General features: G+C 54.0%; 33 protein-coding genes. 24 read left to right on the top strand and 9 right to left on the bottom strand.

From position 1 onward, the window contains the following. From ACQ86N_RS27785 to ACQ86N_RS27775, 3 genes are all read left to right on the top strand, one after another. A complete protein-coding gene (locus ACQ86N_RS27785) occupies window positions 1-1,380 on the top strand; it encodes a RagB/SusD family nutrient uptake outer membrane protein (RefSeq protein ID WP_431209892.1) in 1,380 nt (459 codons plus the stop codon). A gap of 194 nt (window positions 1,381-1,574) precedes the next feature. Then, window positions 1,575-1,781, top strand: coding sequence for a hypothetical protein (locus tag ACQ86N_RS27780; protein WP_431209891.1), 207 nt, complete (start codon window positions 1,575-1,577; stop codon window positions 1,779-1,781). Further along, window positions 1,747-2,853 (top strand): redoxin domain-containing protein, encoded by a 1,107-nt coding sequence (locus tag ACQ86N_RS27775; RefSeq protein ID WP_431209890.1) that lies wholly within the window; start codon window positions 1,747-1,749, stop codon window positions 2,851-2,853. The genes ACQ86N_RS27780 and ACQ86N_RS27775 overlap by 35 nt, the downstream gene beginning before the upstream one ends. Here the strand turns inward: ACQ86N_RS27775 and ACQ86N_RS27770 are convergent. The 3 genes from ACQ86N_RS27770 to ACQ86N_RS27760 form a co-directional block, all read right to left on the bottom strand. Beyond that, window positions 2,744-3,760 (bottom strand): SDR family oxidoreductase, encoded by a 1,017-nt coding sequence (locus tag ACQ86N_RS27770; protein ID WP_431209889.1) that lies wholly within the window; start codon window positions 3,758-3,760, stop codon window positions 2,744-2,746. The two genes, ACQ86N_RS27775 and ACQ86N_RS27770, sit on opposite strands and share 110 nt — an antisense overlap. Before the next feature lie 89 nt (window positions 3,761-3,849). Continuing rightward, window positions 3,850-4,710, bottom strand: coding sequence for an alpha/beta fold hydrolase (locus tag ACQ86N_RS27765; RefSeq protein WP_431209888.1), 861 nt, complete (start codon window positions 4,708-4,710; stop codon window positions 3,850-3,852). Window positions 4,711-5,036: 326 nt separating this feature from the next. Further along, window positions 5,037-5,513 carry a TetR/AcrR family transcriptional regulator gene (locus tag ACQ86N_RS27760; protein WP_431209887.1) on the bottom strand — a complete coding sequence of 159 codons (477 nt, stop codon included), beginning with the start codon at window positions 5,511-5,513 and terminating at the stop codon, window positions 5,037-5,039. Window positions 5,514-5,924: 411 nt separating this feature from the next. Here ACQ86N_RS27760 and ACQ86N_RS27755 point away from each other — a divergent pair, with 411 nt between their 5' ends. From ACQ86N_RS27755 to ACQ86N_RS27745, 3 genes are read left to right on the top strand one after another with little or no spacing between them, the layout of a single operon-like run. Next, window positions 5,925-7,082, top strand: coding sequence for an ABC transporter permease (locus tag ACQ86N_RS27755; RefSeq protein ID WP_431209886.1), 1,158 nt, complete (start codon window positions 5,925-5,927; stop codon window positions 7,080-7,082). A 3-nt stretch (window positions 7,083-7,085) separates the two neighbouring features. After that, window positions 7,086-7,802, top strand: a complete 717-nt coding sequence (locus ACQ86N_RS27750) for an ABC transporter permease (RefSeq protein WP_431209885.1) — start codon at window positions 7,086-7,088, stop codon at window positions 7,800-7,802. Continuing rightward, window positions 7,799-8,335 carry an ABC transporter permease gene (locus ACQ86N_RS27745; protein ID WP_431209884.1) on the top strand — a complete coding sequence of 179 codons (537 nt, stop codon included), beginning with the start codon at window positions 7,799-7,801 and terminating at the stop codon, window positions 8,333-8,335. The genes ACQ86N_RS27750 and ACQ86N_RS27745 overlap by 4 nt, the downstream gene beginning before the upstream one ends. Before the next feature lie 28 nt (window positions 8,336-8,363). Here the strand turns inward: ACQ86N_RS27745 and ACQ86N_RS27740 are convergent, their stop codons facing one another. Further along, window positions 8,364-8,918: a serine hydrolase domain-containing protein gene (locus ACQ86N_RS27740; RefSeq protein ID WP_431217623.1), complete on the bottom strand. Its 555-nt coding sequence runs from the start codon at window positions 8,916-8,918 to the stop codon at window positions 8,364-8,366. A gap of 31 nt (window positions 8,919-8,949) precedes the next feature. After that, window positions 8,950-9,684, bottom strand: a complete 735-nt coding sequence (locus tag ACQ86N_RS27735; RefSeq protein WP_431209883.1) for a serine hydrolase domain-containing protein — start codon at window positions 9,682-9,684, stop codon at window positions 8,950-8,952. A gap of 108 nt (window positions 9,685-9,792) precedes the next feature. Between ACQ86N_RS27735 and ACQ86N_RS27730 the strand changes: the two genes are divergently transcribed. The 8 genes from ACQ86N_RS27730 to ACQ86N_RS27695 all read left to right on the top strand — a co-directional run bounded on the left by ACQ86N_RS27730 (window position 9,793) and on the right by ACQ86N_RS27695 (window position 18,516). Then, the gene (locus ACQ86N_RS27730) at window positions 9,793-12,261 is read left to right on the top strand and encodes a SusC/RagA family TonB-linked outer membrane protein (RefSeq protein WP_431209882.1); all 2,469 of its coding nucleotides are present in this window, start codon (window positions 9,793-9,795) and stop codon (window positions 12,259-12,261) included. A 397-nt stretch (window positions 12,262-12,658) separates the two neighbouring features. Beyond that, on the top strand, window positions 12,659-13,081 hold the full coding sequence (locus ACQ86N_RS27725) for a hypothetical protein (RefSeq protein WP_431209881.1): 423 nt from the start codon (window positions 12,659-12,661) through the stop codon (window positions 13,079-13,081). Between the two features lie 23 nt (window positions 13,082-13,104). Next, complete coding sequence (locus ACQ86N_RS27720; protein ID WP_431209880.1) at window positions 13,105-14,571, top strand: RagB/SusD family nutrient uptake outer membrane protein; 1,467 nt, start codon at window positions 13,105-13,107, stop codon at window positions 14,569-14,571. 17 nt (window positions 14,572-14,588) lie between these two features. Continuing rightward, window positions 14,589-15,275 (top strand): hypothetical protein, encoded by a 687-nt coding sequence (locus ACQ86N_RS27715; RefSeq protein ID WP_431209879.1) that lies wholly within the window; start codon window positions 14,589-14,591, stop codon window positions 15,273-15,275. Window positions 15,276-15,295: 20 nt separating this feature from the next. Next, on the top strand, window positions 15,296-16,267 hold the full coding sequence (locus tag ACQ86N_RS27710; RefSeq protein WP_431209878.1) for a DUF5007 domain-containing protein: 972 nt from the start codon (window positions 15,296-15,298) through the stop codon (window positions 16,265-16,267). Next, on the top strand, window positions 16,267-17,745 hold the full coding sequence (locus ACQ86N_RS27705; protein WP_431209877.1) for a sensor histidine kinase: 1,479 nt from the start codon (window positions 16,267-16,269) through the stop codon (window positions 17,743-17,745). Before ACQ86N_RS27710 ends, ACQ86N_RS27705 begins: the two co-directional genes overlap by 1 nt. A 200-nt stretch (window positions 17,746-17,945) precedes the next feature. Further along, on the top strand, window positions 17,946-18,392 hold the full coding sequence (locus ACQ86N_RS27700) for a response regulator transcription factor (RefSeq protein WP_431209876.1): 447 nt from the start codon (window positions 17,946-17,948) through the stop codon (window positions 18,390-18,392). Next, entirely contained in the window at window positions 18,274-18,516 is a 243-nt protein-coding gene (locus ACQ86N_RS27695) for a helix-turn-helix domain-containing protein (protein ID WP_431217622.1), read from the top strand. Before ACQ86N_RS27700 ends, ACQ86N_RS27695 begins: the two co-directional genes overlap by 119 nt. A gap of 63 nt (window positions 18,517-18,579) precedes the next feature. Here ACQ86N_RS27695 and ACQ86N_RS27690 read toward each other — a convergent pair whose 3' ends face one another. Beyond that, on the bottom strand, window positions 18,580-18,828 hold the full coding sequence (locus ACQ86N_RS27690) for a T9SS type A sorting domain-containing protein (RefSeq protein WP_431209875.1): 249 nt from the start codon (window positions 18,826-18,828) through the stop codon (window positions 18,580-18,582). Window positions 18,829-19,559: 731 nt separating this feature from the next. On the opposite strand from ACQ86N_RS27690, the gene ACQ86N_RS27685 reads away from it, so the two are divergent. The 5 genes from ACQ86N_RS27685 (at window position 19,560) to ACQ86N_RS27665 (ending at window position 22,003) form a co-directional block, all read left to right on the top strand. Then, complete coding sequence (locus ACQ86N_RS27685; RefSeq protein WP_431209874.1) at window positions 19,560-19,694, top strand: hypothetical protein; 135 nt, start codon at window positions 19,560-19,562, stop codon at window positions 19,692-19,694. Between the two features lie 571 nt (window positions 19,695-20,265). Then, window positions 20,266-20,883, top strand: coding sequence for an SDR family oxidoreductase (locus ACQ86N_RS27680; protein WP_431209873.1), 618 nt, complete (start codon window positions 20,266-20,268; stop codon window positions 20,881-20,883). Then, window positions 20,880-21,086, top strand: coding sequence for a hypothetical protein (locus ACQ86N_RS27675; RefSeq protein WP_431209872.1), 207 nt, complete (start codon window positions 20,880-20,882; stop codon window positions 21,084-21,086). Before ACQ86N_RS27680 ends, ACQ86N_RS27675 begins: the two co-directional genes overlap by 4 nt. 4 nt (window positions 21,087-21,090) lie before the next feature. Beyond that, window positions 21,091-21,867, top strand: coding sequence for an AraC family transcriptional regulator (locus tag ACQ86N_RS27670; RefSeq protein ID WP_431209871.1), 777 nt, complete (start codon window positions 21,091-21,093; stop codon window positions 21,865-21,867). Next, on the top strand, window positions 21,830-22,003 hold the full coding sequence (locus tag ACQ86N_RS27665; RefSeq protein WP_431209870.1) for a helix-turn-helix domain-containing protein: 174 nt from the start codon (window positions 21,830-21,832) through the stop codon (window positions 22,001-22,003). Before ACQ86N_RS27670 ends, ACQ86N_RS27665 begins: the two co-directional genes overlap by 38 nt. Window positions 22,004-22,045: 42 nt before the next feature. Here the strand turns inward: ACQ86N_RS27665 and ACQ86N_RS27660 are convergent, their stop codons facing one another. The 3 genes from ACQ86N_RS27660 to ACQ86N_RS27650 all read right to left on the bottom strand — a co-directional run bounded on the left by ACQ86N_RS27660 (window position 22,046) and on the right by ACQ86N_RS27650 (window position 22,998). Beyond that, entirely contained in the window at window positions 22,046-22,273 is a 228-nt protein-coding gene (locus tag ACQ86N_RS27660) for a helix-turn-helix domain-containing protein (protein ID WP_431217621.1), read from the bottom strand. Next, window positions 22,194-22,634 carry a hypothetical protein gene (locus ACQ86N_RS27655; protein WP_431209869.1) on the bottom strand — a complete coding sequence of 147 codons (441 nt, stop codon included), beginning with the start codon at window positions 22,632-22,634 and terminating at the stop codon, window positions 22,194-22,196. Before ACQ86N_RS27655 ends, ACQ86N_RS27660 begins: the two co-directional genes overlap by 80 nt. A 73-nt stretch (window positions 22,635-22,707) precedes the next feature. Beyond that, window positions 22,708-22,998: a cupin domain-containing protein gene (locus tag ACQ86N_RS27650; protein WP_431209868.1), complete on the bottom strand. Its 291-nt coding sequence runs from the start codon at window positions 22,996-22,998 to the stop codon at window positions 22,708-22,710. A gap of 89 nt (window positions 22,999-23,087) precedes the next feature. Between ACQ86N_RS27650 and ACQ86N_RS27645 the strand changes: the two genes are divergently transcribed. The 5 genes from ACQ86N_RS27645 to ACQ86N_RS27625 all read left to right on the top strand — a co-directional run bounded on the left by ACQ86N_RS27645 (window position 23,088) and on the right by ACQ86N_RS27625 (window position 25,250). After that, window positions 23,088-23,408, top strand: coding sequence for an alpha-L-fucosidase (locus ACQ86N_RS27645; RefSeq protein ID WP_431209867.1), 321 nt, complete (start codon window positions 23,088-23,090; stop codon window positions 23,406-23,408). Continuing rightward, window positions 23,405-24,049 carry an alpha-L-fucosidase gene (locus tag ACQ86N_RS27640; RefSeq protein WP_431209866.1) on the top strand — a complete coding sequence of 215 codons (645 nt, stop codon included), beginning with the start codon at window positions 23,405-23,407 and terminating at the stop codon, window positions 24,047-24,049. The genes ACQ86N_RS27645 and ACQ86N_RS27640 overlap by 4 nt, the downstream gene beginning before the upstream one ends. After that, a complete protein-coding gene (locus tag ACQ86N_RS27635) occupies window positions 23,959-24,237 on the top strand; it encodes an alpha-L-fucosidase (protein ID WP_431217620.1) in 279 nt (92 codons plus the stop codon). Before ACQ86N_RS27640 ends, ACQ86N_RS27635 begins: the two co-directional genes overlap by 91 nt. Then, window positions 24,159-24,458 (top strand): hypothetical protein, encoded by a 300-nt coding sequence (locus ACQ86N_RS27630; protein ID WP_431209865.1) that lies wholly within the window; start codon window positions 24,159-24,161, stop codon window positions 24,456-24,458. The genes ACQ86N_RS27635 and ACQ86N_RS27630 overlap by 79 nt, the downstream gene beginning before the upstream one ends. Before the next feature lie 237 nt (window positions 24,459-24,695). Next, window positions 24,696-25,250 carry a hypothetical protein gene (locus ACQ86N_RS27625; protein WP_431209864.1) on the top strand — a complete coding sequence of 185 codons (555 nt, stop codon included), beginning with the start codon at window positions 24,696-24,698 and terminating at the stop codon, window positions 25,248-25,250. Window positions 25,251-25,269 lie beyond the last annotated feature (19 nt).

Raw genomic sequence — 25,269 nt, 5'->3', positions numbered from 1 at the left:
ATGTTATCTGCTAATAAAATACTTTTTTGTTGTTTCGCGGCCGGATCGTTGGCTATGGGTTCGTGTAAGAAATTTGTCGATATCGGCGCTCCTGCTACACAGATCGGGGTGCAGCAAGCTTTTCAGTCCGAGTCTTCGGCTACCAGTGCGATCATCGGACTGTACAGCACCGGCTTTGCCGCCAATCTGACGATCAACTACACCGGGCTTTGCGGTTCTTCGGCGGACGATATCCGCTATGCCGTCAACGATCCTAACTATGGGCAGTTCGCCAGCAATGCCCTGTTGTCCAGTAACACGCTCGTGCCCGGGCTTTGGGCGGACAGTTATTCGGAGATCCTGCAGTCGAATCTGGCGATCGGGAATCTGAACGCCGCGACGACCATTTCGCCGGCGGTGAAGAATCAGCTGCTCGGCGAGGCCAGGACCTGGCGTGCCTTCATGTACTTTTATCTGGTGAATTTATATGGCGATGTGCCGCTGGAACTGGCCACGGATGTCGCCACCAACGGGATGATGGCGAGGACGGCGGCTTCCTCAGTATGGGCGCAGGTCATCGCCGATCTTCAGGGTGCGGTCGGCCTCCTGTCAACAGCTGATGCCACGGGCAAGCGGGCGCGGATCAACCAGTATGCCGCGATGGCGCTGCTGGCGAAGGCGTATTTGTATACTCAGGACTGGAAGGACGCGGAGCAGATGTCCAGCGGCGTGATCGGATCGGGTGTATTCAGTCTTGGGAGTGATCTTAATTCTGTTTTTGTGAATACAAGCAACGAGGTGATCTGGCAGATCGCGACGACTACGGGTGTTTCTTCATTTGGTGGTAATTTCCTCGCGCCGAAGGGGGTATTGCCGACCTATGTGTTGTATGATACGCTGTACCGATCGTTCGAGCCGGGTGATCTTCGAAAAAAGTACTGGACAACGAGTGATACGCTTGGGGGAACGCCTTATTATTATGACTATAAGGATAAGGTGCGGTCGGGAACGGGTAATGAATACAATGTGGTTCTGCGGCTGGCCGAGCAGTACATGATAAGGGCGGAGGCGCGGGCGCAGCAGGGCAATTTGTCCGGTGCTGTCGGCGATGTGAATGTTATCAGGACGAGGGCGGGGTTGTCTTCGCTGAGTACCGGTCTTTCGAAGGCCGATGTTCTGGCGGCCGTCGAGCAGGAACGGAAGATGGAGCTTTTTGGCGAATGGGGTAACCGCTGGCTGGATCTCAAGCGGACGCCCGGCGTGCTGGGCGGGGCGACGAGGGCAGACGAAGTGCTGGGCGGCGGTCTGAAGCCGGCCTGGAAGCACGATGCCGTCCTCTATCCGATACCGGCGGCGCAGATCGTTGCCAATCCGGCGCTCAGGCAAAATTCAGGTTATTAATCAATTAAAATATTTTCCATGAAAAAACTGTTTGTTGTATTCGCCGCACTGTTCGCGGCAGGGACTATAATGGCCCAGGGGACACGACCTTTCAGCATCTGAGCCGACTGGCGGCATCCAAAGACCCGAATGACAGTATAGCGCTCAACAAGGAGCTGCAGCAGCTGGCCTCGAGCAGTAAGGAAAAGGATGTCATGATAGCCATCAATCTTTATGCCCGGACGAAGAGGGTCCGGATGGCGGATTCGTTGGACAAGGCGGCGCTTGCGAAATTTCCCGCCGGCGTCCTGGCGCGGTCGATGGCTCAGGGGCCTATTTTTGAATCGAAGGATCCGGTAGAGGCGGAGAAGTTGTATAAAAAGCTGGGTGGCGAAATTTCCGCCTTCCCGATTTCCGAATGAGAACCACGACCATGTCGCTTATGACTATTTGCGGTCTCATATTGCCCAGCTGTACGCGGGGAAGAGGAATGTCGCCAAGGCGGAGCAGTATATCAATCTGCTGGAAGAGGAGTTCTGGAAGGGGAATGGTTATGGCGGGCTGTCCGAGCGGTTCCGGAAGGACAGCGATCTGGTGCATGCGGAGATCTATGCCAGGAAGGCGATGGAGAGCGCCGGGAGCTTCCTGAATGCGACGGATAATGCGGGAAGATTTGCGGCAAGCGGCTATGTCGGGCTCAGCAATACCTATGTGGACATCCTGTATCAGGAAAAGAAGTATGACCGGGCGCTGGAGGTGGTGGACGCGCTGTACAAGGGCAATAAGGAGGTGGATCCGAGGACCAATTATATTTATGCAAAACTATTGCTGGCCGAGCACCGCGACCAGGAGGCCTATGCCAAAATGGATGAGCTGATGCGAACGGGGAAGGCGGAGCCGGAGGTGCGCAGGCAGTTCAGGAACCTCTATGTCAAAGTCAAAGGAAGCGATGCGGGTTATGACGAGTATATGGCGTCTATCAGAACTGCGGTGATGGAGAACCTGAAGAAGAAGCTGCAGCGGGAGATCATGGATAAGCCGGCTCCGTTATTCACGCTGACCGACCTGGACGGAAAACGGGTGACGCTGGAAGAGTATCGGGGGAAGACGGTGGTGCTGGATTTCTGGGCGACGTGGTGCGGGCCCTGCAAGCGGTCGTTCCCCGCGATGGAGATGGCGAAGAATAAGTATAAGAACGATACCGATGTCCAATTCCTTTTTATTCATACCTGGGAGAAGAGTGAGCATGCAGCGGATGAGGCGAAGGCTTATATGCAGGAGCACCATTTCGATTTTGAGGTGTTGATGGATCTGAAGGATCAGGAGACGAAGGAGAACAAGGTGGTGAGCAGTTATGGGGTGAATGGGATACCTGCGAAGTTCATCATCGATCCGAAGGGGAATATCCGGTTTCATCTGACGGGTTTTGAGGGGAGTGATGAGGAGGCGGTGGATGAGTTGTCGATGATGATCGATATGATAAAGAAGGTGTGAGGTGGTTTCGAAGTATGTAAGGCCCCGGTCGTCGACCGGGGCATTTTTGGGGGGGTAGGGGCCGGGATGGCCGGGGATGGAAACCTTGAGGAGGAAGTCGGCGACGCCGGTGATCCGATCGCATTCCATGCGGGAAGCTATATTCCCTGATCTCGCCGCCGTCGATGCGGATTGCGGTGCCGATCAGCCATCGGGCGCCTGGTGAAAGGATGAAGGCGATCAGTTCGGCGACCTCTTCGGGTTTGCCGTAGCGTTCGATGTGTGCCTCCTGCAGGAATTTTTCTTTGGCGTCGTCGATGGACAGTTGGTGATCCGCGGACCATTTGTCGAGAAAACCGATGCGGCGGTTGCTCATGACGGGGCCGGGGAGGATGCTGTTGACCTGTACGCCGTCGATGATGCCTTGTTCGGCGAATGCTTTGGCCATGGCTACGATAGCGGCGTTGATGGCGGCGACGGCTGCGAATCCGGGTTTGGGGCTTTCGGCGGAGTTGCCGGACATGAAGACGACCGAGCCTCTGGATTCTTTGAGGAGGGGCCATGCTTTGATGGCCAGGCGGCGTGCGCCGTGCAGCTTCATTTCTGCGCCGTCGTTCCACTGCTGGTCGGTCATTTGGAAGAGGTGGATCTGGGGCACTGCGCCGGCGATGTTGACGACGGCGTCGAGGCGGCCGAATTTAGACTTTGTGCTGGCGATGATTTCAGAGACGGCCTCCGGCTGCCGAAGGTCGGCGGGCAAGACAAGGGGCTCGGCGCCGAGGGCTTTGATGTTGGCTGCTGTCTTTTCGAGTTCTTCCTGCCGGCGGGCGACGAGGACGATGCCAGCGAAGTCTTTGGCGAGGCGAAGCGATGTGGCTCGTCCGATGCCGGCGCTGGCGCCGGTGACGATTGCAATTCTGTTGTTCATGGTGACTGGTTTTAGATGGCTTTCCAAATAGAATCGACGAACCATTTCGACGGCAGGCGTTTCGGCGTTGCCGTGAGGGGTTTCGAATTTTATTTACTCAGGAAGGCGATGATGTCTTTTGCGATCTCGCGGTGGTGTTCTTCGAGGGCGAGGTGGCTGGTGTCGTAGGCGACGAGTGTGGCCGAGGGGACGTCTTTTTTTATGGCTTCGGCGGCGGCAAGGGGGAAGAAGGGGTCGTTCTTACCCCAGACAAGGAGCATTTTGGGCTGGGTATCTTTGAGCCATTTTTGCCATTTCGGGTATTCGGCTATGTTAGTAGCGTAGTTGTAGAGGAGGTCGAGCTGGATCGATTCCTGGCCCGGGCGGTTGAGGTGGTGCAGGGCGGTGATATAGTGGTCGGGGTTGATCGTTGAGCTGTCTTTGGCGCCGTGCAGGAAGAAGAGTTTGATGCCATCGATGGTAAAGAGGGGTTTGACGAGGCGGGTGGTTTCTTCGTTGCGGTTGGCCAGGTAGGGGGCGGCGTCGGTCATAGCGGGGCCGAGGCCTTCTTCGTAAACGTTGGAGTTCTGCAGGATATAGCTTCTGAACAGGGTGGGCCGGCGGGTGGCGATGCGGAAGGTGATGGGGCCGCCGTAGCCCAGGGCGTATACGCTGGGGTTCTTCAGGCCGATGGTGTCTATAAATTTTTCGATCGTTTTTGAGATGTTGTCGAAGGTGTAACTGTAGTCGTTTGGATCGGGGACTCCGCTATGACCGAAGCCTGGAAAATCCGGGGCGATGAGGTAGTAGTTGTCTTTCAGGTCTTCGATGATCTCCTGGAATGCTGCGGATGCGTTGGGCACGCCATTGAGGAAGACGATGGCCTGTTGATTGGGGTCGCCGGCTGCCCGGTAGAAAATATTGATGCCGTCGATCGTTACTGTCCTGAAACTGACTGATTGGTTTGCCATTTTGTATGAATTGGTGTGTGATATAGTTGTTCAGAGAATCTTTTTGATGATGCTTTTTGCTCTGGTGGCCGGCCAGGGGTTCCCATGGACTTGGTTGCTGGTGTTGCATTAAAACAGACTACTCGGTTTTACACTTGATTTAAGTTTGTTGAACGATCACCGCCTGATTGGAGGTGTAGCGTCGTCTTTTGAGTTGGGTTAGCTGGTTAGTCGGGCTGCCTGTTTAGAGCGGCTTGCCGGGCGGCCGGTCTACTCGTTCAGGAGTCTTTCGACTGTCTTACGGGCGGCAAGTACCGGCCATATGTCACCGTGTACCTTGTTGGTAATCAGGGCTCCGTCGAATAGAATATAGATCTGGTCTGCCAGGGCTTCTTTTCCGATTGGCGCGAGCAGAGTGGAAAAGAGTTTTCTGACTCCGTTCTTCTGCATTCTGATCTGGTTGACCACTTTTTCGGGGCCCTGGGGACCTCCGAAATGATGTTCAGGAAGGAGCATCCGAAGTAGTCGCTTTCCTGGACGATCTTCAGGAGGTAGTCAAAAACGGCCAGCACCTGTTCTTTCGGATCGGTGAACTGGTGGGCGGCGTCATACAGGGCCTTGTCCGTCCCGGCGCCTGCGGAGACAAGATACTCCATCAGTATTTCCTCTTTCGATCTGAAGGTTACATAGAGTGACGATTTCACTACTCCTGACTCTTCGAGGATCTGGTTGATCCCGGTATTTACGTATCCTTGCTGGTAGAATAACCGGCCGGCGGTATCTATGATCGTTTGACGAATGCCATTCTTTCTCTCGTTACGCATAGTACGAAATTAGAGGAAAAAAGAGCAACAGACAAGTCTGTTTGAATTCGGGTCCGGTGTTTTGTTAGTACCGTGGTGTCATTTTACGTTGTAAAGATAAGGGGTTTTCGGACCAAAAAACCGAGTAGTCTGTTTAATATTTAATTTGTTTTTTTAATATGTATGGTGGTGTTACCCTGGATCCAGAGGAAAGGCCCAGAAACATGATGGTAGAGTATCGGTCAATACTGGTTTTCCCCGGGATTTGGGGTGGAAGGGGCAGAAGGTGGTGACGTCCAATGGAAACCGGACAGCAGTCAGTATCGAAAGCGGACGATCGGGGTCTTTGTATTGCTGTAGGCGATTGGTTTTTAGGTGATTGGAGAATTGGCATTATCTTTCGTGCCGTCATGGGTACAAACGACATTTTCCATGTTTAGAAGCTATATCAAAACTGCGCTGCGGTTCCTCCGCAAAAACAGGACGTTCAGCGTGATCAACCTTGCCGGTCTTGCCCTGGGTACGCTGTGTTGTCTTTACATCGTATTGTATGTAAAGGACCAGTACAGCTATGATCGAGGGTTCGATCATGCGGCTGATATTTACCGGGTCACTACCAGTATGGAGCTTGTGGGAGACCGGCACAGGATGGCGACTGCGTCACCGCCCATCGCGCCAGCGATGAAGAGCGATTTCCCGCAGGTGCTGCAGTTCACCAGATTTATCCCTACGCTGGGTGCGGATGAGCATCTGCTGGTGTATAAGGAAAAGTCGTTTTATGAAAAGGAAGCCTATCTCGTGGACTCCACCTTTTTCGATGTTTTTAATTTTCATTTTTCTTCCGGGAGTTCGGACCACGTATTGTCAGCGCCGAATTCGATCGTGTTGTCCCGGCCGGTAGCTGACAGGTTGTTTGCCGATGAGAGCCCTATCGGGAAAACGATCACTATGAATGATGCGTGGGGGAAAAATATTTTTACGGTCACGGGGGTGGTGGATGAAAGTTTGGGCAAGTCCAGCATTCATGCCAATATGTTCATCAGGATGAACCCCCATGGGTTTGGCGGTTCGTTGCTGGAGAACAATACCTGGACGGGTAATAATTTTGCCTGGTCCTATGTGAAGCTGGCGCCCGGGGCGTCGCCGGAAGCGCTGGAGAAGCAACTGCCTGCGTTTTTGGATAAGCATGGGCAGCAACAGTTAGAGGAAGACGGCATGACGAAAGTGCTGCGGTTGCAGCCTATTGCTTCCATCCATACGTCGGCAGGTTATGACGCGGAAACGGGTCATACGGTCAGTAGTTCGTTCCTGAATATTTTGATACTGATCGCTCTGCTGATCCAGGTGATTGCGTGTATCAATTTCATGAATCTTTCTACTGCCAGGGCGTCCGGCAGGGCGAAGGAAGTGGGGATCCGGAAGGTGGTGGGGGCCGGGAGGAATAGCCTGGTGGTTCAGTTCCTCGCGGAATCCTGTTCTGCTCGCGCTGGTGGGGGTGATGATCGCCGTGCCGATGCTGGTATTTGCGTTTCCTTATCTGAACCGGATCACGCAGGCGGATATGTCCCTGTCCATGCTCGCGGATTATAGCGTATGGCTGATACTGGGGGGATTGTGGTAGTCACCGGGTTGCTGGCCGGGAGTTATCCTGCGTTCTACTTGTCCGCGTTCAGGGCTATCAAAGTGATTAAGGGTAATTTTACCAGCCATGTGTCTGCCGCGGGTATACGTCGCAGTCTTGTGGTTTTTCAGTTTGCTTTGTCGATCCTGCTCATTGCCTGTATTGTGGTCATTTATTCCCAGTTGAATTATATAAAGAACAAGGATCTGGGTTTTAATAAGGACCAGCAGCTCATTTTTACTTTTCACACGGATGATACGAGGAGTAAGATGCCGGCTTTTGCCGAAGGGCTCAGGAAGCTTTCGGGAGTGGAGGGGGTGAGCATGGCCAATAATTATCCGGGGGCTCCGACCTACCATGACTGGGGTGTGTGGCTGGAGGGAGGAAATCCCGCAGGATCGACCGATCAGCAGAACCTGGCTACGGATGAGCATTTTGTAACTGTTATGGGTATCCGGTTGATTGCCGGGAGGGATTTCAGGGCGCAGGACTCGGGTTCTGTCATTGTCAATGAAACGCTGGTAAAGCGACTGGGGCTGACGCCTTCCTCCGCGGTCGGAACAAGATTGTTTGCCGGGAACGACAGGAAATGGGTGATCTCGGGTGTCATGAAAGACATCAATTACACTTCGCTTCGGGACCGGGTGAATCCCTTTATGATCCTGTATGATCCCAGGGGGGCGATGTGAACCATTTGATCGTGCATACGCGTAGTGGTAACTATGGTGCCATGCTGAGCGAGATGGAGGCGTTGTGGCGTCACGATGTGCCGGGTACTCCTTTTGATTATGTCTTTCTGGATGAGAAAGTGCAGAGGCAATATCAGTCGGAGGTGACGATGTCGCATATCATCAATGCTTTTACCGGAATGGCGATCGTTATTTCCTGTCTGGGGTTGTTTGGGTTAGCCGCGTTCAGTGCGGAGAAAAGGAGTAAAGAGATTGGGATCCGGAAGGTGTTGGGGGCGAGCAGTGCTGGCATCTTCCGGTTGTTATCGGGGGATTTTGTAAAGTTGGTGTTTGTTGCTTTTGTTCTGGCTACGCCGGTAGCGTGGTGGGTGATGCACCGGTGGTTGCAGGAATTTGTTTATAAGGTGGAGATCCGGTGGTGGATGTTTGGGCTGGCGGGGGTTGCGGCTATTGTGATTGCGCTCGTGACGATCAGCTGGCAGGCTGTGAAGGCGGCGGTGGCGAATCCCGTGAAGGGGTTGAGGTCAGAATAATGCCGCTTTGGGGCGGGCGGGAGGTTGCCTACGGTTTGGGTGCTAGTCTGGCCAGGTCCTGGACGACGTCCCGCACTGCAAGGGGGATGGGTTGCACGTCATAGTCGCAGTTTCGAAGGACGATGGCCCCGACCTTTGTTCCAGGGCTGAAGAGCATGAAGGCTGTGTATCCGGCGACGGCGCCGTCGTGCCCGACGATTTTGGAGTCATTGCCGGGATTTACGACGGACAGCCCGAATCCGTATCCTGCCTTTCCGCTCTCGGGAGTCTGGATCGTTTGCATCAGCTCCCGGTAATTTTTTGACAGGCTGGTGGAATCGCTGTATTGCGCCATAACAAAACGGGCAAGATCACCCGCAGTCGTAAAGATGCCTCCATTCGGGACCTTATACCCTCTGCCGGCGAATTCGGCTGCAGCCATTGCACCGTCGGGTCTCTGAGCACGGCTATTCCGGTGATAACCTACCGCTACGCTATCGCCATAGCCGGCAGGGATGATGTAGAAACTACGGGTCATGCCCAGGGGTTTAAAGATCCTGTTCTCCACCATCTGCATATAGGGCTGATGGGCAGCCCTCGACAGTGCCAGTCCAAGGATGCCATAACCGATATTGCTATAGGAAAATTTTTTCCCGGGGGAAGTCGACGTCGGTGGTGGGAATGGAGTTCAGCACTTTCATTTCCCAGGTGCCGATCGGTCCGGCCGCTGCATTGGGAAGACCTGGCTCTCTCTCAAGACCTGCCGTATGACTGGCCAGCTCGCGAAATGTAATTTCGGCGGTATCTCTTTCTTTTCTTTTCAGCTGTTTTATCTCCGGGAGATATTTTGATATGGGGTCATCCAGCCGGATGGTTCCGTCCTGTACCAGCAATAGCATGAGATAGGCGGTGAAGGTCTTGGAAATCGAGCCTATCCGGTAGACGGTGTGTTCGCCGGCGTCGATCCCCTTTTCGTTGTCTGCCTTCCCAAAGGCGTGGGACCAGACGATCTTATTTCCGATGAAGACGATCGCGGACAGACTCCCGGTCGTGTCTTTCAGATGTTCAGCCTCCAGGCGTTGCTGAAAATTGTCGATCACGCCCACGATGGTAGAAGTATCGGTCTTTTGCGCGCTGTGGCAGGCGCCCGGTAAAAGCAGGACGATAACGAGTGATAAAAAGGTTGTCCGGTTCATAGGAGGTTTCATTCCTCCCAAAGATAGTGAAATCGGGAGGTTGAAAACCCGCGGTGTTTGGCCGCGGGGGATGGTGGGTTTCCAGCGTGTTTTGGGTCCTGCGTGGATAGGTTCGAGTGAGCTGGATGGTGAATTGTCCGGCGGCGTGATGAGGTTGTTTGTTTGGGAGCTCATAGCTCATTAAGTTTCCGTTAACAATCTGTTTGATGTCCATTGACAAGTGTCGGAAGTAAAGGTGATTAATTTAGACAAAGTTTAACATTCTCACCAAAAACTTCTGCTATGAATGGACCCACACTGCTCCGCAGGTCTGGCTATTTCCTGCCATTGCTGCTTGCAATCATCTTGCTGTTTTGCGGAATTGTCCGCGGATTTTCCCAGGGCGGAGCGCCGGCGGGCGGCGCCCCGGGCGGTATTCCTGTCTCGGGGATCGTAAAGGATGCGGGCGACGGGAAACCCCCGGCCAGCGTTTCGATCGAGGTTTCCGGGACCAAACACGGAACTATTTCCAATGACGATGGCCGATTCCTGGTGCGCGCGGCCCCCGGGGAAACGCTTGTCTTCCGGATGGTCGGTTATCTACCCAAAGAATATAAGGTTACCGGGCAGGCGTCCGGTGTCTCGATACTGCTGAAGCAGGATCCCAAAGGGCTTACGGACGCCGTCATCATCGGTTATCAGAGTCTGGCGCGCCGCAATGTCACTGCTGCCGTGACGTCGATCGATCCCAAGACTATTGCGGATGTCCCCACGCCGACGCTCGACGGGCTTTTGCAGGGCCGGGTTGCGGGTCTCAACGTACAGAATTTCTCCGGGGAACCAGGGGTAAGGAGCACGGTGGTACTCAGGGGTAACACGTCTGTCAGCCGGGCCATCAACAACGACCCGAGCAGCGCGGCGGGCAAGGCCAGTCTCGCGCGCGCCGTCAGCGGCCCTCTCTTCGTTATCGACGGGGTTCCGCAGTCGACGGACGATATTGCCGCTATCAACTATGGAAATGGAACGAATACGGATGTGCTGGCGGGCATTCCCATCAATGACATCGAAGCTATTTCTATCCTCAAGGATGCGTCGGCTTCGGCGATCTACGGATCGCGGGGTGCCAATGGCGTTATCATCATCAAGACGAAGAAGGGTGTTGCCGGAAGGACGCGGGTCAACTTCAGCACCTATCATGGTTTCACCGAAAGGCCTACCCTGGACAAAGTGCTTATCGGGGCGGAGGAGACGCGCGCCAAGCTAGCGCTGATCAATCATTATGGTCCCTATAACAGTCTTGACAACCTGCCGCAGATACTAACGGATACGCTGAATCCGGCGTTCAACAATGCCAACGACTATCGCGGCGGTATGTTCCAGAACGGGCTGGTGGACAATGTCGATCTGTCCGTCACGGGCGGCAGCGAAGCAGTGACGTATCGTTACGGTCTCAACTATTATAATGAGAATGGCATCCTGAAAAAATCGGGGCTGCAGCGCTACAGCTTCAACACCAATATGGGTGTCAAGCTCTCGAACCGTCTGAATATAAGCACGCAGATCCGCTATTACCGCCTCAACCGGCCCCGGTCGCTGAACGACATTACGGGAGGGTATGGGCCTTTCAACGGGGGTTACTATGCTTCGAGCCGTCTGCCGCCCTCCACGCTGTATATGAGCCCCGCCAGCCAGCAGTTCATCTTCGGTAATTCCACCAACCAGACCGATGACAACGTGAACAACAGTCTTACCATCAGTCCGACGATCGACTGGAAGATATCCAGCAAGCTGACCTTTAATACGGTGATCTCCTACGGGAACAGTAACACCCGCAGGGATACGTATACGCCTGGGAAGTACAGACAGAGCGGCCTTGGCTACGCCATCAGCTTTGCAGACAATTCGTCGGATTATCTGATGAGCAATACGCTACAGTATACGACCGGGATTGGGGCCGAGCAGCACCTGAATCTGCTGCTGGGGCAGAATACGGAATACCATCAGTACCGGGCAACAGATGCGGAGGCGGACGGCATACCCAACGACCAGATATCGGTGGTCAATGTGCTGAACAAGCTGAATTCGAAGACCTATTCCGATATTATCGAGAGCGGTATTCAGTCGGGTTTTTTCCGGGCCAACTACGACTACAAGGGCCGGTATCTGCTGTCGGCGGTGTTCAATGCGGATGCCTCCTCGAAATTCGGCAGCAACAACAGGTGGGGTTATTTCCCGTCCGTATCGGCGGGATGGATTATCAGTGATGAGCGGTTCATGAAGGGCGCTTCCGACTGGCTGACGATGTTGAAGATCCGTGGCAGCTATGGCATTACCGGAAGACAGCCTGACGACGGCAACAATTATCTGTCTTTTAATACCTACAGCATTGGCGCCGGCGGGTTTGCGGGGAGCAACAGTCCTCAGACCCTGCAGAATCTTTCCCTGACCTATAATGGCGTACCGGCGATCTCGCCGAATTTTGCGGCCGGTCTGGCCAACAAGAACCTGACCTGGGAGCATTCCAAAGAGGCCAATATCGGCGTGGACCTGACGATCCTCAACGGGCGGTTCAACCTGGTATCGGATATCTATGTACGCAATACCAGCCAGGGCATCTTCTCACTGCTGCTGCCGATAACCAGCGGGTTCTCGACGATCACCACCAACGCCATCGGGACCCGGAACTCGGGGATCGAGGCGCAGCTGATCGCGCACTGGCTCAAGCCGTCGAACAAGTTCCAGTGGGGAGACCGATTTCAACATCGCCTATAACAAAAACGTCATCACATCTCTGCCGAATGGCGGAAGGGATATCGTCATCAATCAGGGTTCGACGAACTACCTGCTCAGGCGCGGTCACCCCATCGACGAGTTCTTTCTGTTCCAGGCGACAGGCGTCTATAAATCGGACAAGGACGTCCCCTTCAATCCCGTAACGGGCAGCGTCCTGAATTTCTACGGCTACCAGTTCAGGGGCGGCGACCCGATCTGGAAGGACCTCAACGGCGACGGAGTCCTCGACCAGAATGACTATGCGCCTTCGGGCGACCCGAACCCGCGTGTCACGGGCGGTTTCAACCAGATATTCACCTACCGCAATTTCAGTCTGGCGGTCTTTTGCACCTATACGCTGGGCAGACAGATCTATAACGACTACCTCGTCGGGAAGTTGTCGGGGCTGGTCCCCACGGACGATGGCGACGCGAATCCGCTGCACGCCATTTCGCACAACGCCCTGCCGGATCTGAGTGAGATCAACTACTGGCAGAATCCGGGGGACAACGCGCAGTATCCTTCGCTGAGCTCATTCCTCGGCACCCGGTATAAGTATGCGGCGGTGAGCAACCAGTGGGTGGAGAACGGCGACTATATGCGTATCAAGACGGTCACGCTTTCCTATTCCTTCAATCCGGCGTCGCTGCAGCGGTTAAGGATGAGCAGGCTGAGGGTCTATGGGATGGTGGACAACCTCCATATCTTCCAGAAGGCGCTGGTGCCGGATGCGGAGCAGGTGGATCCCTTCGGTATCTATAATGGCAATGGCTATCCGATACCCAAAAAATTCACCCTTGGCCTCGATGTGAGCTTCTAAGATCAACCATCAAATCAACGACAATGCAATCAAAAACGATAAAAAGATATTCGGCGGCCGCCCTGTTCTTTCTTCTGGTGTCGGGCATCTCGTGCAAGAAGGTACTGGACCTCGAACCACACAACTCTACGTTCACACAGGCCTATTTCCAGACCGGGCAGGATGCCAATACGGCCATAGCCGGCGCTTACGCCCTTCTGCGAAACGTCCTGATGAACCACTATTCCTGGCATGTTTATGGGGACCTGCCTTCGGGAGAATATGCTGTCGACGGAGGGCTCGACGCCTTCAATTCGCCCATTTGCAACGGGCAGTTCACCGGGCTCAATGTGGGGCCCCGGGAGTGGAACTGGCAGAACTATTATCAGCTGATCCAGCAGATCAATCTGGTCATCAACAAGGTGCCTGGGGTGCCGCTGTCCACTTTCGCCAATCCCGACCTGAAGACGCAGATCGTCGGTGAGGCCTTTTTTCTTCGGGCATACACCTATTTTTATATGAGTCGTATCTGGGGTGATGTTCCTCTGAAACTGCAGCCGGACCTTGACGTGAGCCAGGCGCTGAATATTCCGCGTACTCCTGCGGCTACCGTTCTTGCGCAGTGTCTGGCCGACTGTGATTCGGCGGCCAATCGTCTTGTTTTCGGGTACACGGACCAGACCATGGCCGTCGTGAGGGCGAACAAGGGCAGCGTGCTTGCGCTGAAGGCTCATATACAGGCGTGGAAGAAGGACTATGCTTCGTGCGAGAAGACGGCGAATGAAGTCATCGTCAACGGCGGTTACAGCCTGGTGGACTCGGCGCACTATTCCGATGTATTCGTGGGCCGGAGTACCGAAGGGATCTTCGAAGTCAATATCAATTACGGCCAGAGCGAGGGGGTAGCGCTGAATAACGACGACGGCAGCGGCGACGGCGGGTATCTTCCCACGCTGGCCCAGCCTTTTATCGCGGGTCAGACCAGGGTCAACTGGCCGATCAACAATGAGTACGTCGGTATGATCTTTACCGACCCGGCAGACATCCGGTATAACCTATACTTTTATAATGATCAGCAGACCATCAAGTACTCTAATATCAGCTATGCGGATGGTTCGGCGAAGAATGATCCGCGGCTTTCCAATAACCTGAACATCTTCCGTCTTCCGGATATCATGCTGCTGAGAGCCGAGGCGCTGCAGAAGCTGGGTCGCGAGGCGGATGCGATCCCCCTGCTGAATGCTGTCAAGGAAAGAGCCGGTATTGCGGACTACAGCGGTCCCGGCGGGGACGATCTGGCAAAGGAGATACTGGAAGAGCGTCTGCGCGAGTTGTTCTTCGAAGGTCAGGCGTATTATGACCTGCTGCGGACCGGACAGCTGCTGAACTACAACAAGAGCTTCAACCCCGATCAGTACCAGCACGGTGGCTGGCTCTGGCCGATCGATCCGTCGATGTTCAAGGATGATTTTACACTCGTACAGACGCCCTACTGGCGCGGAAAACTTTAACCAAAAAACTGTTAACAATGAAATTTCTTATACCGATAGCGACGGCGGCAGTGGTCCTTTGTCTGGCCAGTTCCTGCAAGAAAAGTTATACGATCGGCGGCAGCACGTTCGTAGCACAGGTGAATGTTACGACCTATGACTATCTCAAGACCAATCATCTCTTCGATACGCTCGTGATCATGATCGACAAAATGGGGCTGAAGGATGAGGTCAACAAGGCGGGGACGTTCTTTGCCGTTACGAACTACTCGATCCGCAATTTCGTGCTGGCCGGGCAGGCCGACCTGCAGGTCAGCCGCAACGACGAGAACCTGAAATATACCTTCGACTCGCTGGATCTTCCTTCGCTGAAGGACACGCTACGGACCTATATCTTTTCCGACCGGATCACGCGTGATAATATCACCCAGATCGGTCTGTGGCGGCATTCCGCGGAGGGCGATGCGAGGCTGGTCGAGCTGATCCCCACCACCGACTATACCAATCAGAACGTGTTCACGACCGATCCGAAGTATATCTATCTGACCAAGGTCATTGCCAAACCCGGATTTCCTGTTCCGTCGGATTCGACGCAGTTGATCTCGGTGGACCCGTCGCAGAAGCTGCAGACGCTCTGCCAGACGACGGGGATCCTCACCACGACGGGCGTTCTGCATGTACTGGCGAGCACGCATACGTTCAATTATTACGGCGACCGAAATTAACCATCATCAAATCATCAATCATGAAGTCCTTTTATCAATATATTGCTCTCGTGCTTGTGGCGGGCATTGCCATTGGCTCGTGCAGCAAAGTCTCCCAGGGTTATCTCAGCGCGCAGATACGCTACCCGGACAATCCCATGCAGATACCGAGGGGTATCGTGACCCAGACCAGTCCCGTGGATGCGGATGGATCGAGCGCCCCCGTGGTCTATGAACTGGTGGATATCCGGGACTCTGCGACGGGCAAGCACGCCGATGCGGTATTCGCGAATCACCAGCGGTATGTGTTCATTAGTCAGTTCGACCCCGCCATCGACAGTACGGTGGCGCTGCTGAACTCCACCCGTAAGCTGATCGACTCGCCGTGTTTCGATTTTAATGTTCATACGGGTGCGTTCACTTTTTATAATACGACGGACAGCGTTCCGGCGGGCACCTACGTCTATGATATCAAGGCGACGAATGAGAATGGCACGAAGTTCTATAAAAATGTCGCGACGTTTACGCTGTTTGACGGCCTGCCATATGAGAACGACGGGGCGGCCAGTGCATGGTTTACGGACGGTACGACTGCCAACGGGACGCTGCCTACGCCGAATATGACGGTCGATCGGCTGTCTACCAACGGGGACCGGGTGATCCTGAAGATCGTGGACAAGAACGGGACGCCGTTCAACCCATCGAAAAATGAATATATTCCACGGGGAGACCGAAGCAGTTTCCAGACGTTTGCCAGGTTCCACCCGCTGACGGTGACCGATACGGCGCTGATCTGCGATTTCGAGCTGACGCCTTTCCCGATCATTCAGGGTGCGCAGGGATATACCATCTATTACCGTATTCCGAGCAATATCGGGCATATTGATGCGGGTCTGGCGCCGACGAATGACCGGATCTACAGTGTCAACCCGCGGTTCACCTTCCGGCTCTGGCAGGATGGGACCTATCTTGTAACGATACATGTGCCGGGTGTGACGAGGGACCCGATATAATGAAGTATTCGGTCTCTGCCCATAAAGTTATTGCGGTGGTCAGTCTCCTCACGCTGTCCTGTGTACAATTCTTTCTGCTGTATAACACCTATGAGCTGAAGAATGACCATTATTATTTGGCTGAAAAGGGGATCATAACAGCGGACTATATTGCGGCCATCAAGAATGACAAGGTGATGCCGGGCGGGGGGGAGATTGTGGACAGGTATATGATGGCGAACATGGCAGCACTGGAGGCGGCGTATGGGCGTGACTGCGTGGATGGGCGTGACCGCGTGGACGGGGGTGAGCGGGTGGATGGGCGCGGCGGAAGGGAATTCGGGAGGCTTAGCCAGCTGGTTTGCGACAGTGTGTTCAGGGATCTGAAGAGGGCGTACAATATCGACAGTCTTTTGGGGGCCATTGTCAGCCGGCACCATCTGGACCCTAAGATCAGGTATGCGAGTACGATTGAAAGCCTTCAGATCGCGTTTCAGCGAGACCAGTATATTCCGATGTATCAGGAGGGTGGGAATTATCCGCTGATCGACAGCGCGCTGCAGACAAAGGACGGGATAAGGCTAGGGGGCACGCTGGAGGGGCTGCGTGTGAATAATCTGGCTAAGAACATAACCGTCAGCAGCAGCGTGGATCATAGCTATCTCATCTCCTTTAGCCTTTATGTCGACTCGTTTGACCGGAAGAGCAGGATACTGCGGCTGATGATGCCGGCCTTTCTGCTCTCTTTCCTGTCGGTCGCGTCGGTCGTCCTCCTCTATTTCATCACGTTCCGTAACTGGCAGCGGCAGAAGAAATTGTCGGAGATGAAGTCGGATTTCATCAACAGCATTTCCCATGAATTTCATACTCCGCTGTCTGCCATCATCGTGGCTAACAGGACGATGCAGAACGAAAAGGTACTTGCCAGCAGGGACAGTCTGCTGTCTTTAACCGAAGTCGTACAGCGGCAGGCAGAACGGCTGAAAACCCTTATCGGTCAGGCGCTGCGGATAACTACGATGAACAAGCTGACCCTGAACCTTGAGCTGCTTTCTGTCAACCATTTGCTGGATGAATTGTTGCTGGATTACAGGCTGCAAACGACGGAAGGGGCTATAACGCTGACCTTGTATGAAAAGGCCCTGAAAGATGAGGTTTTGGTGGATCCCTTTTGGTTTGCCACGATAATTTTGAATTTAATCGACAATGCGGTCAAGTACAATGACAAAGAGAGTAAGGAGATCGTTGTCACGACTTTCAGCGACCGGAGGGCGTTGCATATAGCGATCGAAGACAATGGTATCGGTATTCCGAGGGATGTTCAGCGGTATATGTTCGAGAAGTTTTATCGCGGCAGGGTAGGTGTTGGGGGTGGGGTGAAGGGGTTGGGACTTGGGTTGTTCTATGTGAAGCAGGCGATAGAGTCGCATAACTGGAAGATCGATCTTAATAGTGTTGTGGGCAGGGGGAGTGTGTTTACTATTAGTATACCTTTTTGAGGTTTTTGGAGGGCGCGCCTCCGGGGGCTGCGGCCGTTGATGGGAGATGGCTAATTTGAAAAACACCAATCTATGAGCTCCAGAATATTACTGGTGGAAGATGAGGCCGATCTGGCCGATGTGGTCAGAGCAGTACCTTGAGATCGTTGGTTTCGATGTGGTATGGGCCAATAGCGGGAAGGCTGCGCTGGAGCGACTGAGTGCAGCCGGAGGCCGGTTATCAGCTGGCGATTCTCGACGTTGCGATGCCGGAAATGGACGGTTTCGAGCTGGCTCACCGGATCGTGGGAATCGACCTGGAGTTGCCGTTTCTTTTTCTGACGGCGCGCAATGAACGAGCCGACCGGCTCTATGGTCTGAGGATCGGCGCCGATGATTATATCTCCAAGCCGTTCGACGTGGATGAATTGGTACTTCGGATGAGGAATATCATCAGGCGTAGTGCCACTAGTGAGGCCGTGCGGCAGGCGGTGGTTGTACGCGGAGACGTTCGGTTCAACAGGGATACGCTCAGGTTGTCGATAAGGGATCAGGCGGATATCGTTCTCACGCCGCGGGAGGCGGAAGCTGCTGGCCTATCTTTTCGACCATGCCAACAGGATACTCAGGCGCGACGATATCCTTTTTCAGCTGTGGGGGAGGAATGACCCTTTCCTTGGACGTAGTCTTGATGTTTTTATTTCGAGGCTGCGAAAGTATTTGGGTGATTCGGGGTGTATTCGTATTGACAATGTTTATGGGGTAGGGTTTGTGTTTAGTGTGAAGGAGTAGATTGGTGGTGGAGGGTTGATCGGGGAAGAGAACCCGCGGCATGTACCGCGGGTTTTTTGTTTTTTAGTGAGAGATGATGAGGGGTTTGGAGGAGATGGTTTTGCCGTCGGTGATCTCGAGGATGTAGTTGCCGTTTTTGAGGTTGCAGACGGGGATGGTGAAGGACTGGGAGGTTTGTTTGGACCTGTGGTGTTCGAGGCCGGTGGCGTCGACGATACGGACGGTGTAGGTGGTGGTCCCGGCGGAGGTTTTTTCGAGGGTGGTTTTTGTGATGTTGACGTTTAGCTGGCTTGAGGCCGGGTTGGGGGACATGGAGTAGCGGTAGCCGCCGGGGACGACGCTGAGGCTTTGGAACTGGGTGGTGGTGCCGCAGGCGTTGGAGGCGTGGATGGTGAGTATGGCCTGGCCGGTGCTGGAGAAGCCGCCCTGGGTGTAGCGGACGCCCTGGACGACGGGGTTTTGGTTGTAGGTGTTGTACTGACAGGTCCACCAGTAGCTGCTTGCCCCGTGGGTATCGACGCCGTTGGGGGGAAAGAGGTCGGCGTTGTTGAAGGGGTACGCGTAGAGCTCGGTGTTGGACTGGGGGACCTGGATGGTGATATAGCCGGGGCCTCCGGGTTGATATTGAGAAGCTGGAGATGGAGGGGATATAGTCAGGGGTGCCGGACCAGACGTTGTCCTGTGCTACGTCGCCGGAGCTGCCGTCGGGGAAGGTAATATGGGCTTTGACCCATTCGCCGGAGCCGTTGTAGCCGGAACTAACGGTGACGGGATAGGCGCTTGCGTTGGGTGAAAAACTGATGTGAGCACTTCCGGACCAGGTGACGGTGTAGCCGGGCTGGAGGGTGTTGATAACGCCGGTGGTGGCATTGGTGAGCAGAAATTGTGAGCCGGACGAGCAGACGAGTTTTGGACCAGAGACGGAATAGTCGGAGGCCCGGTACTGGACCTGCTGGATATAGTTGGTGCCCGTCTCGCCCGCTTTTTTGAAATAGGTGATCTGCAGTCCGGCGGAATAGTAGGGACAGCTGGTCAGCTGGTGAATGGCCAGCGGGCCGCCGTCCCATTTCGAGATCCACCAGCCAGCGTACTGGGGGTTCTGGCGCAGGTACTGCACGGCGAATGCGTTGGTGGAATTGGTGGTGTTGGTGAGATGGATCGCCGAGTGGGTGGGGTAGATGCTGGAGAGGTCGGCGCCGTTGCCGTATACCGCGATCTCTGCGTCGTTGATGTCGGTGGTCTTGATGTATTTGCCGGACATCCAGTAGATCTGGGGAGCGACGTTGGGGCTCCCGCCGATGGCCTGGGTGCTGATCCATTCGTCGGTCCTGTTGGCCCATGCAAAGGAATGGCAGTTATAGACGCCGTTGTCGACGCCGCCGTCGACCCGGAATGCGGTACTGGAGTGGGTGGCGAACCAGCCGTCCCAGGTGTTGTCGGGGTTGCTGTTGCAGGAGACGTTGTTGCCCATGTAGGTCACACCATTGTATATAAAGGAGACAGGTTGGGGACTTACGGGGCACTGGGCGTGGGTTTGCTGTGCGAAGAGGAGCAGGCCAATCGTAAATTTTTTCATTTGCTTTGGTTTAATGTTAATGGGGACGAAGCTAGAAGGAGGGGGGTTAACGGGGGGTAATTTGGAACTAATGGCCGAAAATCGATCCGAGAAATGTTCAAGGCTTCCGAAGAAAGGTATAAGCCGGTGGGGCTGGGTTGGACGAGCTTTGTGTTATAAAAGAATAACACATTATGAAAAAGACAGTATTAGTCACAGGGGCGTCTTCGGGTTTTGGCCGGGAGACTGTCAGGCTTTTTGCGAATAAAGGTTGGAATGTCATCGCTACCATGCGTTCGCCGGAGAAGGAAACGGAGCTTTCGGGGCTGGAAGGGGTAAAAGTGGTCCGGCTGGATGTTACGGATAAGACGAGCGTCCGGGCGGCGATCGACGCGGGTGTGCGTGAGTTCGGGGGGATCGACGTGCTGGTCAATAATGCCGGCTATGGCGCCTTCGGCGCGCTCGAGGCGGCTCCGGAGGAAGTAATCCGTCAGCAGATGGATGTCAATCTTTTTGGACTGATCGAGGTGACGAAGGCGGTTCTGCCCGGGATGCGGGCGCGGAAGAGCGGGGTCATCATCAATGTTTCTTCTATCGGTGGAAGGCTGACGTTCCCCTTTAGCTCGCTGTACCATGCCACCAAATTTGCGGTCGAGGGATTGACGGAATCGCTTCAGTATGAGCTGAATCCGTTGGGTATACGGCTGAAGATCGTCGAGCCGGGCGGTTATAAGACCAATTTTGCCGGCCGGTCGATGGCACTGTATGGGGTTGGGGGCTGGCAGACTACCAGGGGCCGTTCGATGGTATGATCCGGCTGCTGGAACAATGGCCGATGTCGGAGAACATTGGAGAGGTGGCGGATGTTATCTTTGAGGCCGCTACGGACGGGACGGAGAAGCTGCGTTATCCTGTGGGACATGACGCGTTGCCGATGCTGGAAGCCCGGAAGCAGATGGACGACGTAGAATTCAAGAAGATGATGATCGGTCAGACGGGGGATCTAAATTTATAAGAGTATGAAGAAAACAGCCCAATCCATTACGGAGATCGAGTCGATCGGTGATCTGCACGCGCTGGTAAAGCGTCCGCCGCCGCGGCATCCACTCATCAGCGTGATCGATCATAATGATTTTTATGTCGAGAGGCCGGCGGAAGCAGCGCTCTACCGGTTCGGGTTCTATACGATCTCCTGTAAGAAGTTCGAGGGTCTGCTGCACTATGGGAAGAGCCAGTACGATTTTCGGGAAGGCTCTCTGATGTTCACGGCGCCGGGACAGGTGATCGGGAAGGGGCCGGACTGCAGGGTGGACGAGGGTTGGGCTGTGTTTATTCATCCGGATCTGCTGCACGGCACAGCGCTGGGCGCGAAGATGCATCAGTATTCGTTCTTTCACTATGAGGTGAACGAGGCGCTGCATATTTCGGAAGAGGAGGATCAGATCATCAAAGACTGTGTGGCTAATATCGCCGGGGAGTACAATCATGGGATCGACAAGCATACTCAGGGGCTGATCGTGAGCAATATCGAGTTGCTGCTGAACTATTGCAACCGGTTCTATGACCGGCAATTCTATACCCGCGCGAAGGTGAACTCGGATGTGGTGCAACGGTTCGAAGTGCTATTGAAGGACTATTTCGGGCTGGGCAGCCTGATAGAAGCCGGGCTGCCTTCCGTCGCGTATTTTGCGTCGAAGCTGAATCTGTCGGCGAATTATCTTTCGGACCTGCTGCAGAAGTCGACGGGGGAAGAGTACGATGGAGCATATCCATCTCGAATTGGTGGAGAGGGCTAAGTCGCTGTTGTGGGGGACGGAGGAGTCGATCAGCGAGATCGCGTATGAACTGGGGTTCGAGCATCCTTCGCATTTTACCAAGATATTCAAGGCCAAGACGGGGAAGTCGCCGAGTGAATACAGGAATTTGAATTAGTTGATAATTTTTCGGGATTCTTGTAAAAAAATCCAGATAATTTTACGGAAAACAAGGTAAAATATCGGATATTTTACTGAAACTTATCCGGAGATGCCCTTGCGGTTCGCATGGCTCAATCCCCTGAACGAGGATTTTTCCGGCGACTGAATTTTTCCGGAACTGGCCGGGGGTGAGGCCGGTGGCCTCCTTAAATAGTTTGTTGAAGTTGGATACGGTGTTGTAGCCGCAGTTGTACGCGACTTCGGCGACGGGGGCGTCGGAAGCGATATGAGCATTTCGCAGGCGTTGAAGATGCGCACTTCGTTGAGGTAGTCGAAGAAATGTTTGTTCGTGCTTTTTTGAACCACCGGCAGAAGCTCTGGGGCGTGAGTCCTGCTATCCGGGCGATGTCTTTCAGGAAAATGTCCCTGTGGTAGTTGGTTTGTGTATACCTGTAAATCTCGCTTAGCCTGTCTTTGGCGTCCGTGGGGTTGTCGGGGGTATAGACCTCGTCGGTGATGCAGCGGCAGTCGGGGGAGGTGGAGAGGATGTGCAGGATCTCGAGCAGCAGGAGGATCCGGCGGAATCCACGGCGGGTGACCAGTATGTCCAGTTTGCGGCTGATCTTGTCGCGGGTGGCGCCTGTCACCTGTATGCCTCTGGCAGCCAGCGCGAAGAAGCGGGCCAGGTCTCTCGATTCTTTCAGGTCATAAAACTCACCGCTAAATATTTCTTTCCGGAAGCTGGACGGTTGTGGAGCGGGCTCTTCGCTCGCTCGTGGTGTCGTCGTTCAGCCAGATATGGGGGAGGTTGGCTCCAATAAAGACCATATCGCCGTTTTCGAACCGGTCGACCCTGTTGCCGATGATGCGCCGGCCGCTGCCTTCCTTTATGAGCACCAGTTCGAGTTCGGGGTGGAAATGAAAGGCGGGGTTGAAGGAGTCTTCGTCCCTGTCGATGACGGACAGTCTGCTATTGTGCAGAAGCGTAGTCTCGGTGCGTACGACTCTCATATGGCAATTTAGGTAAAATTGAAGAAAAAAGGTAATTGCAAAGCAGAAATAGTGGACGCCGATCCGGAAGTTTATGGAAAGTTGTACATATGAATAAGATAGGGATATTATTGATCGCGTTATCGGTGACTGTTTCGCAGGGGCAGGCCCAGAACAACGACGCCACGATTCCAACCAAAAGATTGTTTTCCGAGAGTGCGGCGGCGAAAGAGCAGCGCATGGCCTGGTGGTCGAATGACCGGTTTGGCATGTTCATCCACTGGGGTATTTATTCGATGGCGGCGCGGCATGAGTGGGTGAAGCACAATGAGCATATGACCAATGAGGAGTATCAGAAGTATTTTGACTTTTTAACCCGGACCAGTGGGATCCGACGGCCTGGGCGAAGCAGGCGAAGGCGGCGGGAATGAAGTACGCCGTTCTTACGACGAAGCACCATGACGGATTCTGTCTGTTCGACTCGAAATATACGGACTATAAGGCGACGAATACGCCGGCTCATCGCGACCTGGTGAGGGAATATGTGAATGCCTTCCGGGCGCAGGGGATGAAGGTAGGGTTTTATTACTCGCTGCTGGACTGGCATCACCCGGACTATACGATGGACGATGTTCATCCGCTGACGCAGGTGGATACCAGCCAGGCGAACTATGACCGGCTGAACAAGGGCCGGAACATGGCCAAATACCGCCAATATCTGCGCGACCAGATAACCGAGCTGCTGACCAATTATGGCAAGATCGACGTGCTCTGGCTGGACTGGACCTGGGGAAAAGAATCCAAACGCGGCAAGCACGCGGAGGACTGGGGGGCTGAAGAGCTGGTGAAGCTGGTTCGTAAGCTGCAGCCGGGGATCCTGATCAATAATCGTCTGGGGCTGGATGACTATGCCGACGGGGGCGATTTTGTGACGCCGGAGCAGGTATCGCCTGCCGAGCTGGTCAAGTACAGGGGGAAGACCTGGAGACCTGTCAGACGTTTTCGGGCTCGTGGGGATACTACCGGGATGAGAATAGCTGGAAGACCGATCACAAGCTGCTGGACCTGCTGATCACTTCTACTGCCAACGGGGGCAATCTGATCCTGAATGTAGGGGCCGACTGCCTCGCGGGGAATTTGACTACCGGGCGAAGAGTGCGCTGGACAGTCTTTCCTTGTGGATGCATGCCAACAGCAAGGCTATTTATAATTGTACTTATGCGCCGGAGGAGTTCAAGGCGCCGGAGAATACGCGTTTGACCTATAATAAGGCGACTCACCGGCTTTACGTGCATTTAATGGAATATCCGGACGGGCATCAGCTGGTGTTGTCCGGGTATGGTGATAAGATACGGTATGTGCAGTTCCCGCATGATGCTTCGGAGATCAAGACGAAGCTGGATGGAAACGATGTCACGCTGTTGCTGCCGGAGCGGAAGCCGAATATCGCGATCCCGGTGGTGGAAGTTATATTGAAATAGGTGATGAAGAGGGGGTGCGGCGGCGGGGCCGCCGTTTGAGGATCCGGTTGGGGCGGCGAGGGAAATGGTTAATAAGACACGTTAGATTTTGGTTTTACGGTTATGGATAACGGAATTAAGCGAACTCGAGAAATGGGTTCCTTTTGTTTTGGCGGGAATAGTAGTAGATTTATTATAGGTCGGACAAGGGGAGTAGTGTGTTGTGAACCATTTTTAAGAAAATTGAATGAGTTCTGTATGTTCAAAGAAGGATTGTTAAGGTTTTACAGAAGTGCGAAACGCCCACTGCTTTTGCTATGGTGGCCGCAGATTATATTGATGACGGGATGCTTTCTTTTGCCAAATTATTCCGACTATGTAAATTCTGAGCTGAAGCCACGGAAAATCAGAGGGGTTGTTGTAAGCAAATCGAAAGAGCAGACTGGATGTTTTGGCTTTATCATATTCAAGCAGGCCGGAGGAGTTGATACGCTTAGAAATATCTATTATTGTACTCCACCCGAAAACGGGGTTTGGAAATATGTGCTGCCCGGGGATAGTTTAATAAAGGACGCAGGGGTGTTGGGAATAAATGTAATTAGGGGCGGTGTTGCCGTGGAAATTCGAGTTTCCGACGAGGGTGCCGGCATAGGGTTGGATGATAAACCTCATCTATGTTGGTGGCTGGGTAGATTATTTTGGTCTTATGTGAAACCTATAATTTTATGTTTTGCCGAATGTTTGCCATGCTTTGTATTTTTCAAAGTTTCCATTATTGTGGAGGGGCGGCGACTTTTGACAATTTTCGAGTAAATGACGGGCGCTATTTTGA

Origin of the sequence: Puia sp. P3 (assembly GCF_050632245.1) — a bacterium.
Lineage (GTDB): Bacteria > Bacteroidota > Bacteroidia > Chitinophagales > Chitinophagaceae > Puia.
The sequence above is the reverse complement of the archived record's forward strand: the minus strand, read 5'-3'. Positions and strand labels throughout refer to the sequence as shown.

Bases quoted from the DNA above. Each gene is read 5' to 3' on its own strand.
- ACQ86N_RS27705 (WP_431209877.1), top strand. From the start codon at position 16,267: ATGAAGTATTCGGTCTCTGCCCATAAAGTTATTGCGGTGGTCAGTCTC.
- ACQ86N_RS27780 (WP_431209891.1), top strand. From the start codon at position 1,575: ATGATAGCCATCAATCTTTATGCCCGGACGAAGAGGGTCCGGATGGCG.
- ACQ86N_RS27720 (WP_431209880.1), top strand. From the start codon at position 13,105: ATGCAATCAAAAACGATAAAAAGATATTCGGCGGCCGCCCTGTTCTTT.
- ACQ86N_RS27630 (WP_431209865.1), top strand. From the start codon at position 24,159: ATGCATGCCAACAGCAAGGCTATTTATAATTGTACTTATGCGCCGGAG.
- ACQ86N_RS27625 (WP_431209864.1), top strand. From the start codon at position 24,696: ATGTTCAAAGAAGGATTGTTAAGGTTTTACAGAAGTGCGAAACGCCCA.
- ACQ86N_RS27650 (WP_431209868.1), bottom strand. From the start codon at position 22,998: ATGAGAGTCGTACGCACCGAGACTACGCTTCTGCACAATAGCAGACTG.
- ACQ86N_RS27690 (WP_431209875.1), bottom strand. From the start codon at position 18,828: ATGTCCCCCAACCCGGCCTCAAGCCAGCTAAACGTCAACATCACAAAA.
- ACQ86N_RS27770 (WP_431209889.1), bottom strand. From the start codon at position 3,760: ATGAACAACAGAATTGCAATCGTCACCGGCGCCAGCGCCGGCATCGGA.
- ACQ86N_RS27765 (WP_431209888.1), bottom strand. From the start codon at position 4,710: ATGGCAAACCAATCAGTCAGTTTCAGGACAGTAACGATCGACGGCATC.
- ACQ86N_RS27640 (WP_431209866.1), top strand. From the start codon at position 23,405: ATGAAGTACGCCGTTCTTACGACGAAGCACCATGACGGATTCTGTCTG.
- ACQ86N_RS27785 (WP_431209892.1), top strand. From the start codon at position 1: ATGTTATCTGCTAATAAAATACTTTTTTGTTGTTTCGCGGCCGGATCG.
- ACQ86N_RS27685 (WP_431209874.1), top strand. From the start codon at position 19,560: ATGGCCAGCGGGCCGCCGTCCCATTTCGAGATCCACCAGCCAGCGTAC.
- ACQ86N_RS27760 (WP_431209887.1), bottom strand. From the start codon at position 5,513: ATGCGTAACGAGAGAAAGAATGGCATTCGTCAAACGATCATAGATACC.
- ACQ86N_RS27710 (WP_431209878.1), top strand. From the start codon at position 15,296: ATGAAGTCCTTTTATCAATATATTGCTCTCGTGCTTGTGGCGGGCATT.
- ACQ86N_RS27755 (WP_431209886.1), top strand. From the start codon at position 5,925: ATGTTTAGAAGCTATATCAAAACTGCGCTGCGGTTCCTCCGCAAAAAC.
- ACQ86N_RS27675 (WP_431209872.1), top strand. From the start codon at position 20,880: ATGATCCGGCTGCTGGAACAATGGCCGATGTCGGAGAACATTGGAGAG.
- ACQ86N_RS27735 (WP_431209883.1), bottom strand. From the start codon at position 9,684: ATGAGCTCCCAAACAAACAACCTCATCACGCCGCCGGACAATTCACCA.
- ACQ86N_RS27670 (WP_431209871.1), top strand. From the start codon at position 21,091: ATGAAGAAAACAGCCCAATCCATTACGGAGATCGAGTCGATCGGTGAT.
- ACQ86N_RS27715 (WP_431209879.1), top strand. From the start codon at position 14,589: ATGAAATTTCTTATACCGATAGCGACGGCGGCAGTGGTCCTTTGTCTG.
- ACQ86N_RS27680 (WP_431209873.1), top strand. From the start codon at position 20,266: ATGAAAAAGACAGTATTAGTCACAGGGGCGTCTTCGGGTTTTGGCCGG.
- ACQ86N_RS27750 (WP_431209885.1), top strand. From the start codon at position 7,086: ATGGCTGATACTGGGGGGATTGTGGTAGTCACCGGGTTGCTGGCCGGG.
- ACQ86N_RS27730 (WP_431209882.1), top strand. From the start codon at position 9,793: ATGAATGGACCCACACTGCTCCGCAGGTCTGGCTATTTCCTGCCATTG.
- ACQ86N_RS27645 (WP_431209867.1), top strand. From the start codon at position 23,088: ATGAATAAGATAGGGATATTATTGATCGCGTTATCGGTGACTGTTTCG.
- ACQ86N_RS27665 (WP_431209870.1), top strand. From the start codon at position 21,830: ATGGAGCATATCCATCTCGAATTGGTGGAGAGGGCTAAGTCGCTGTTG.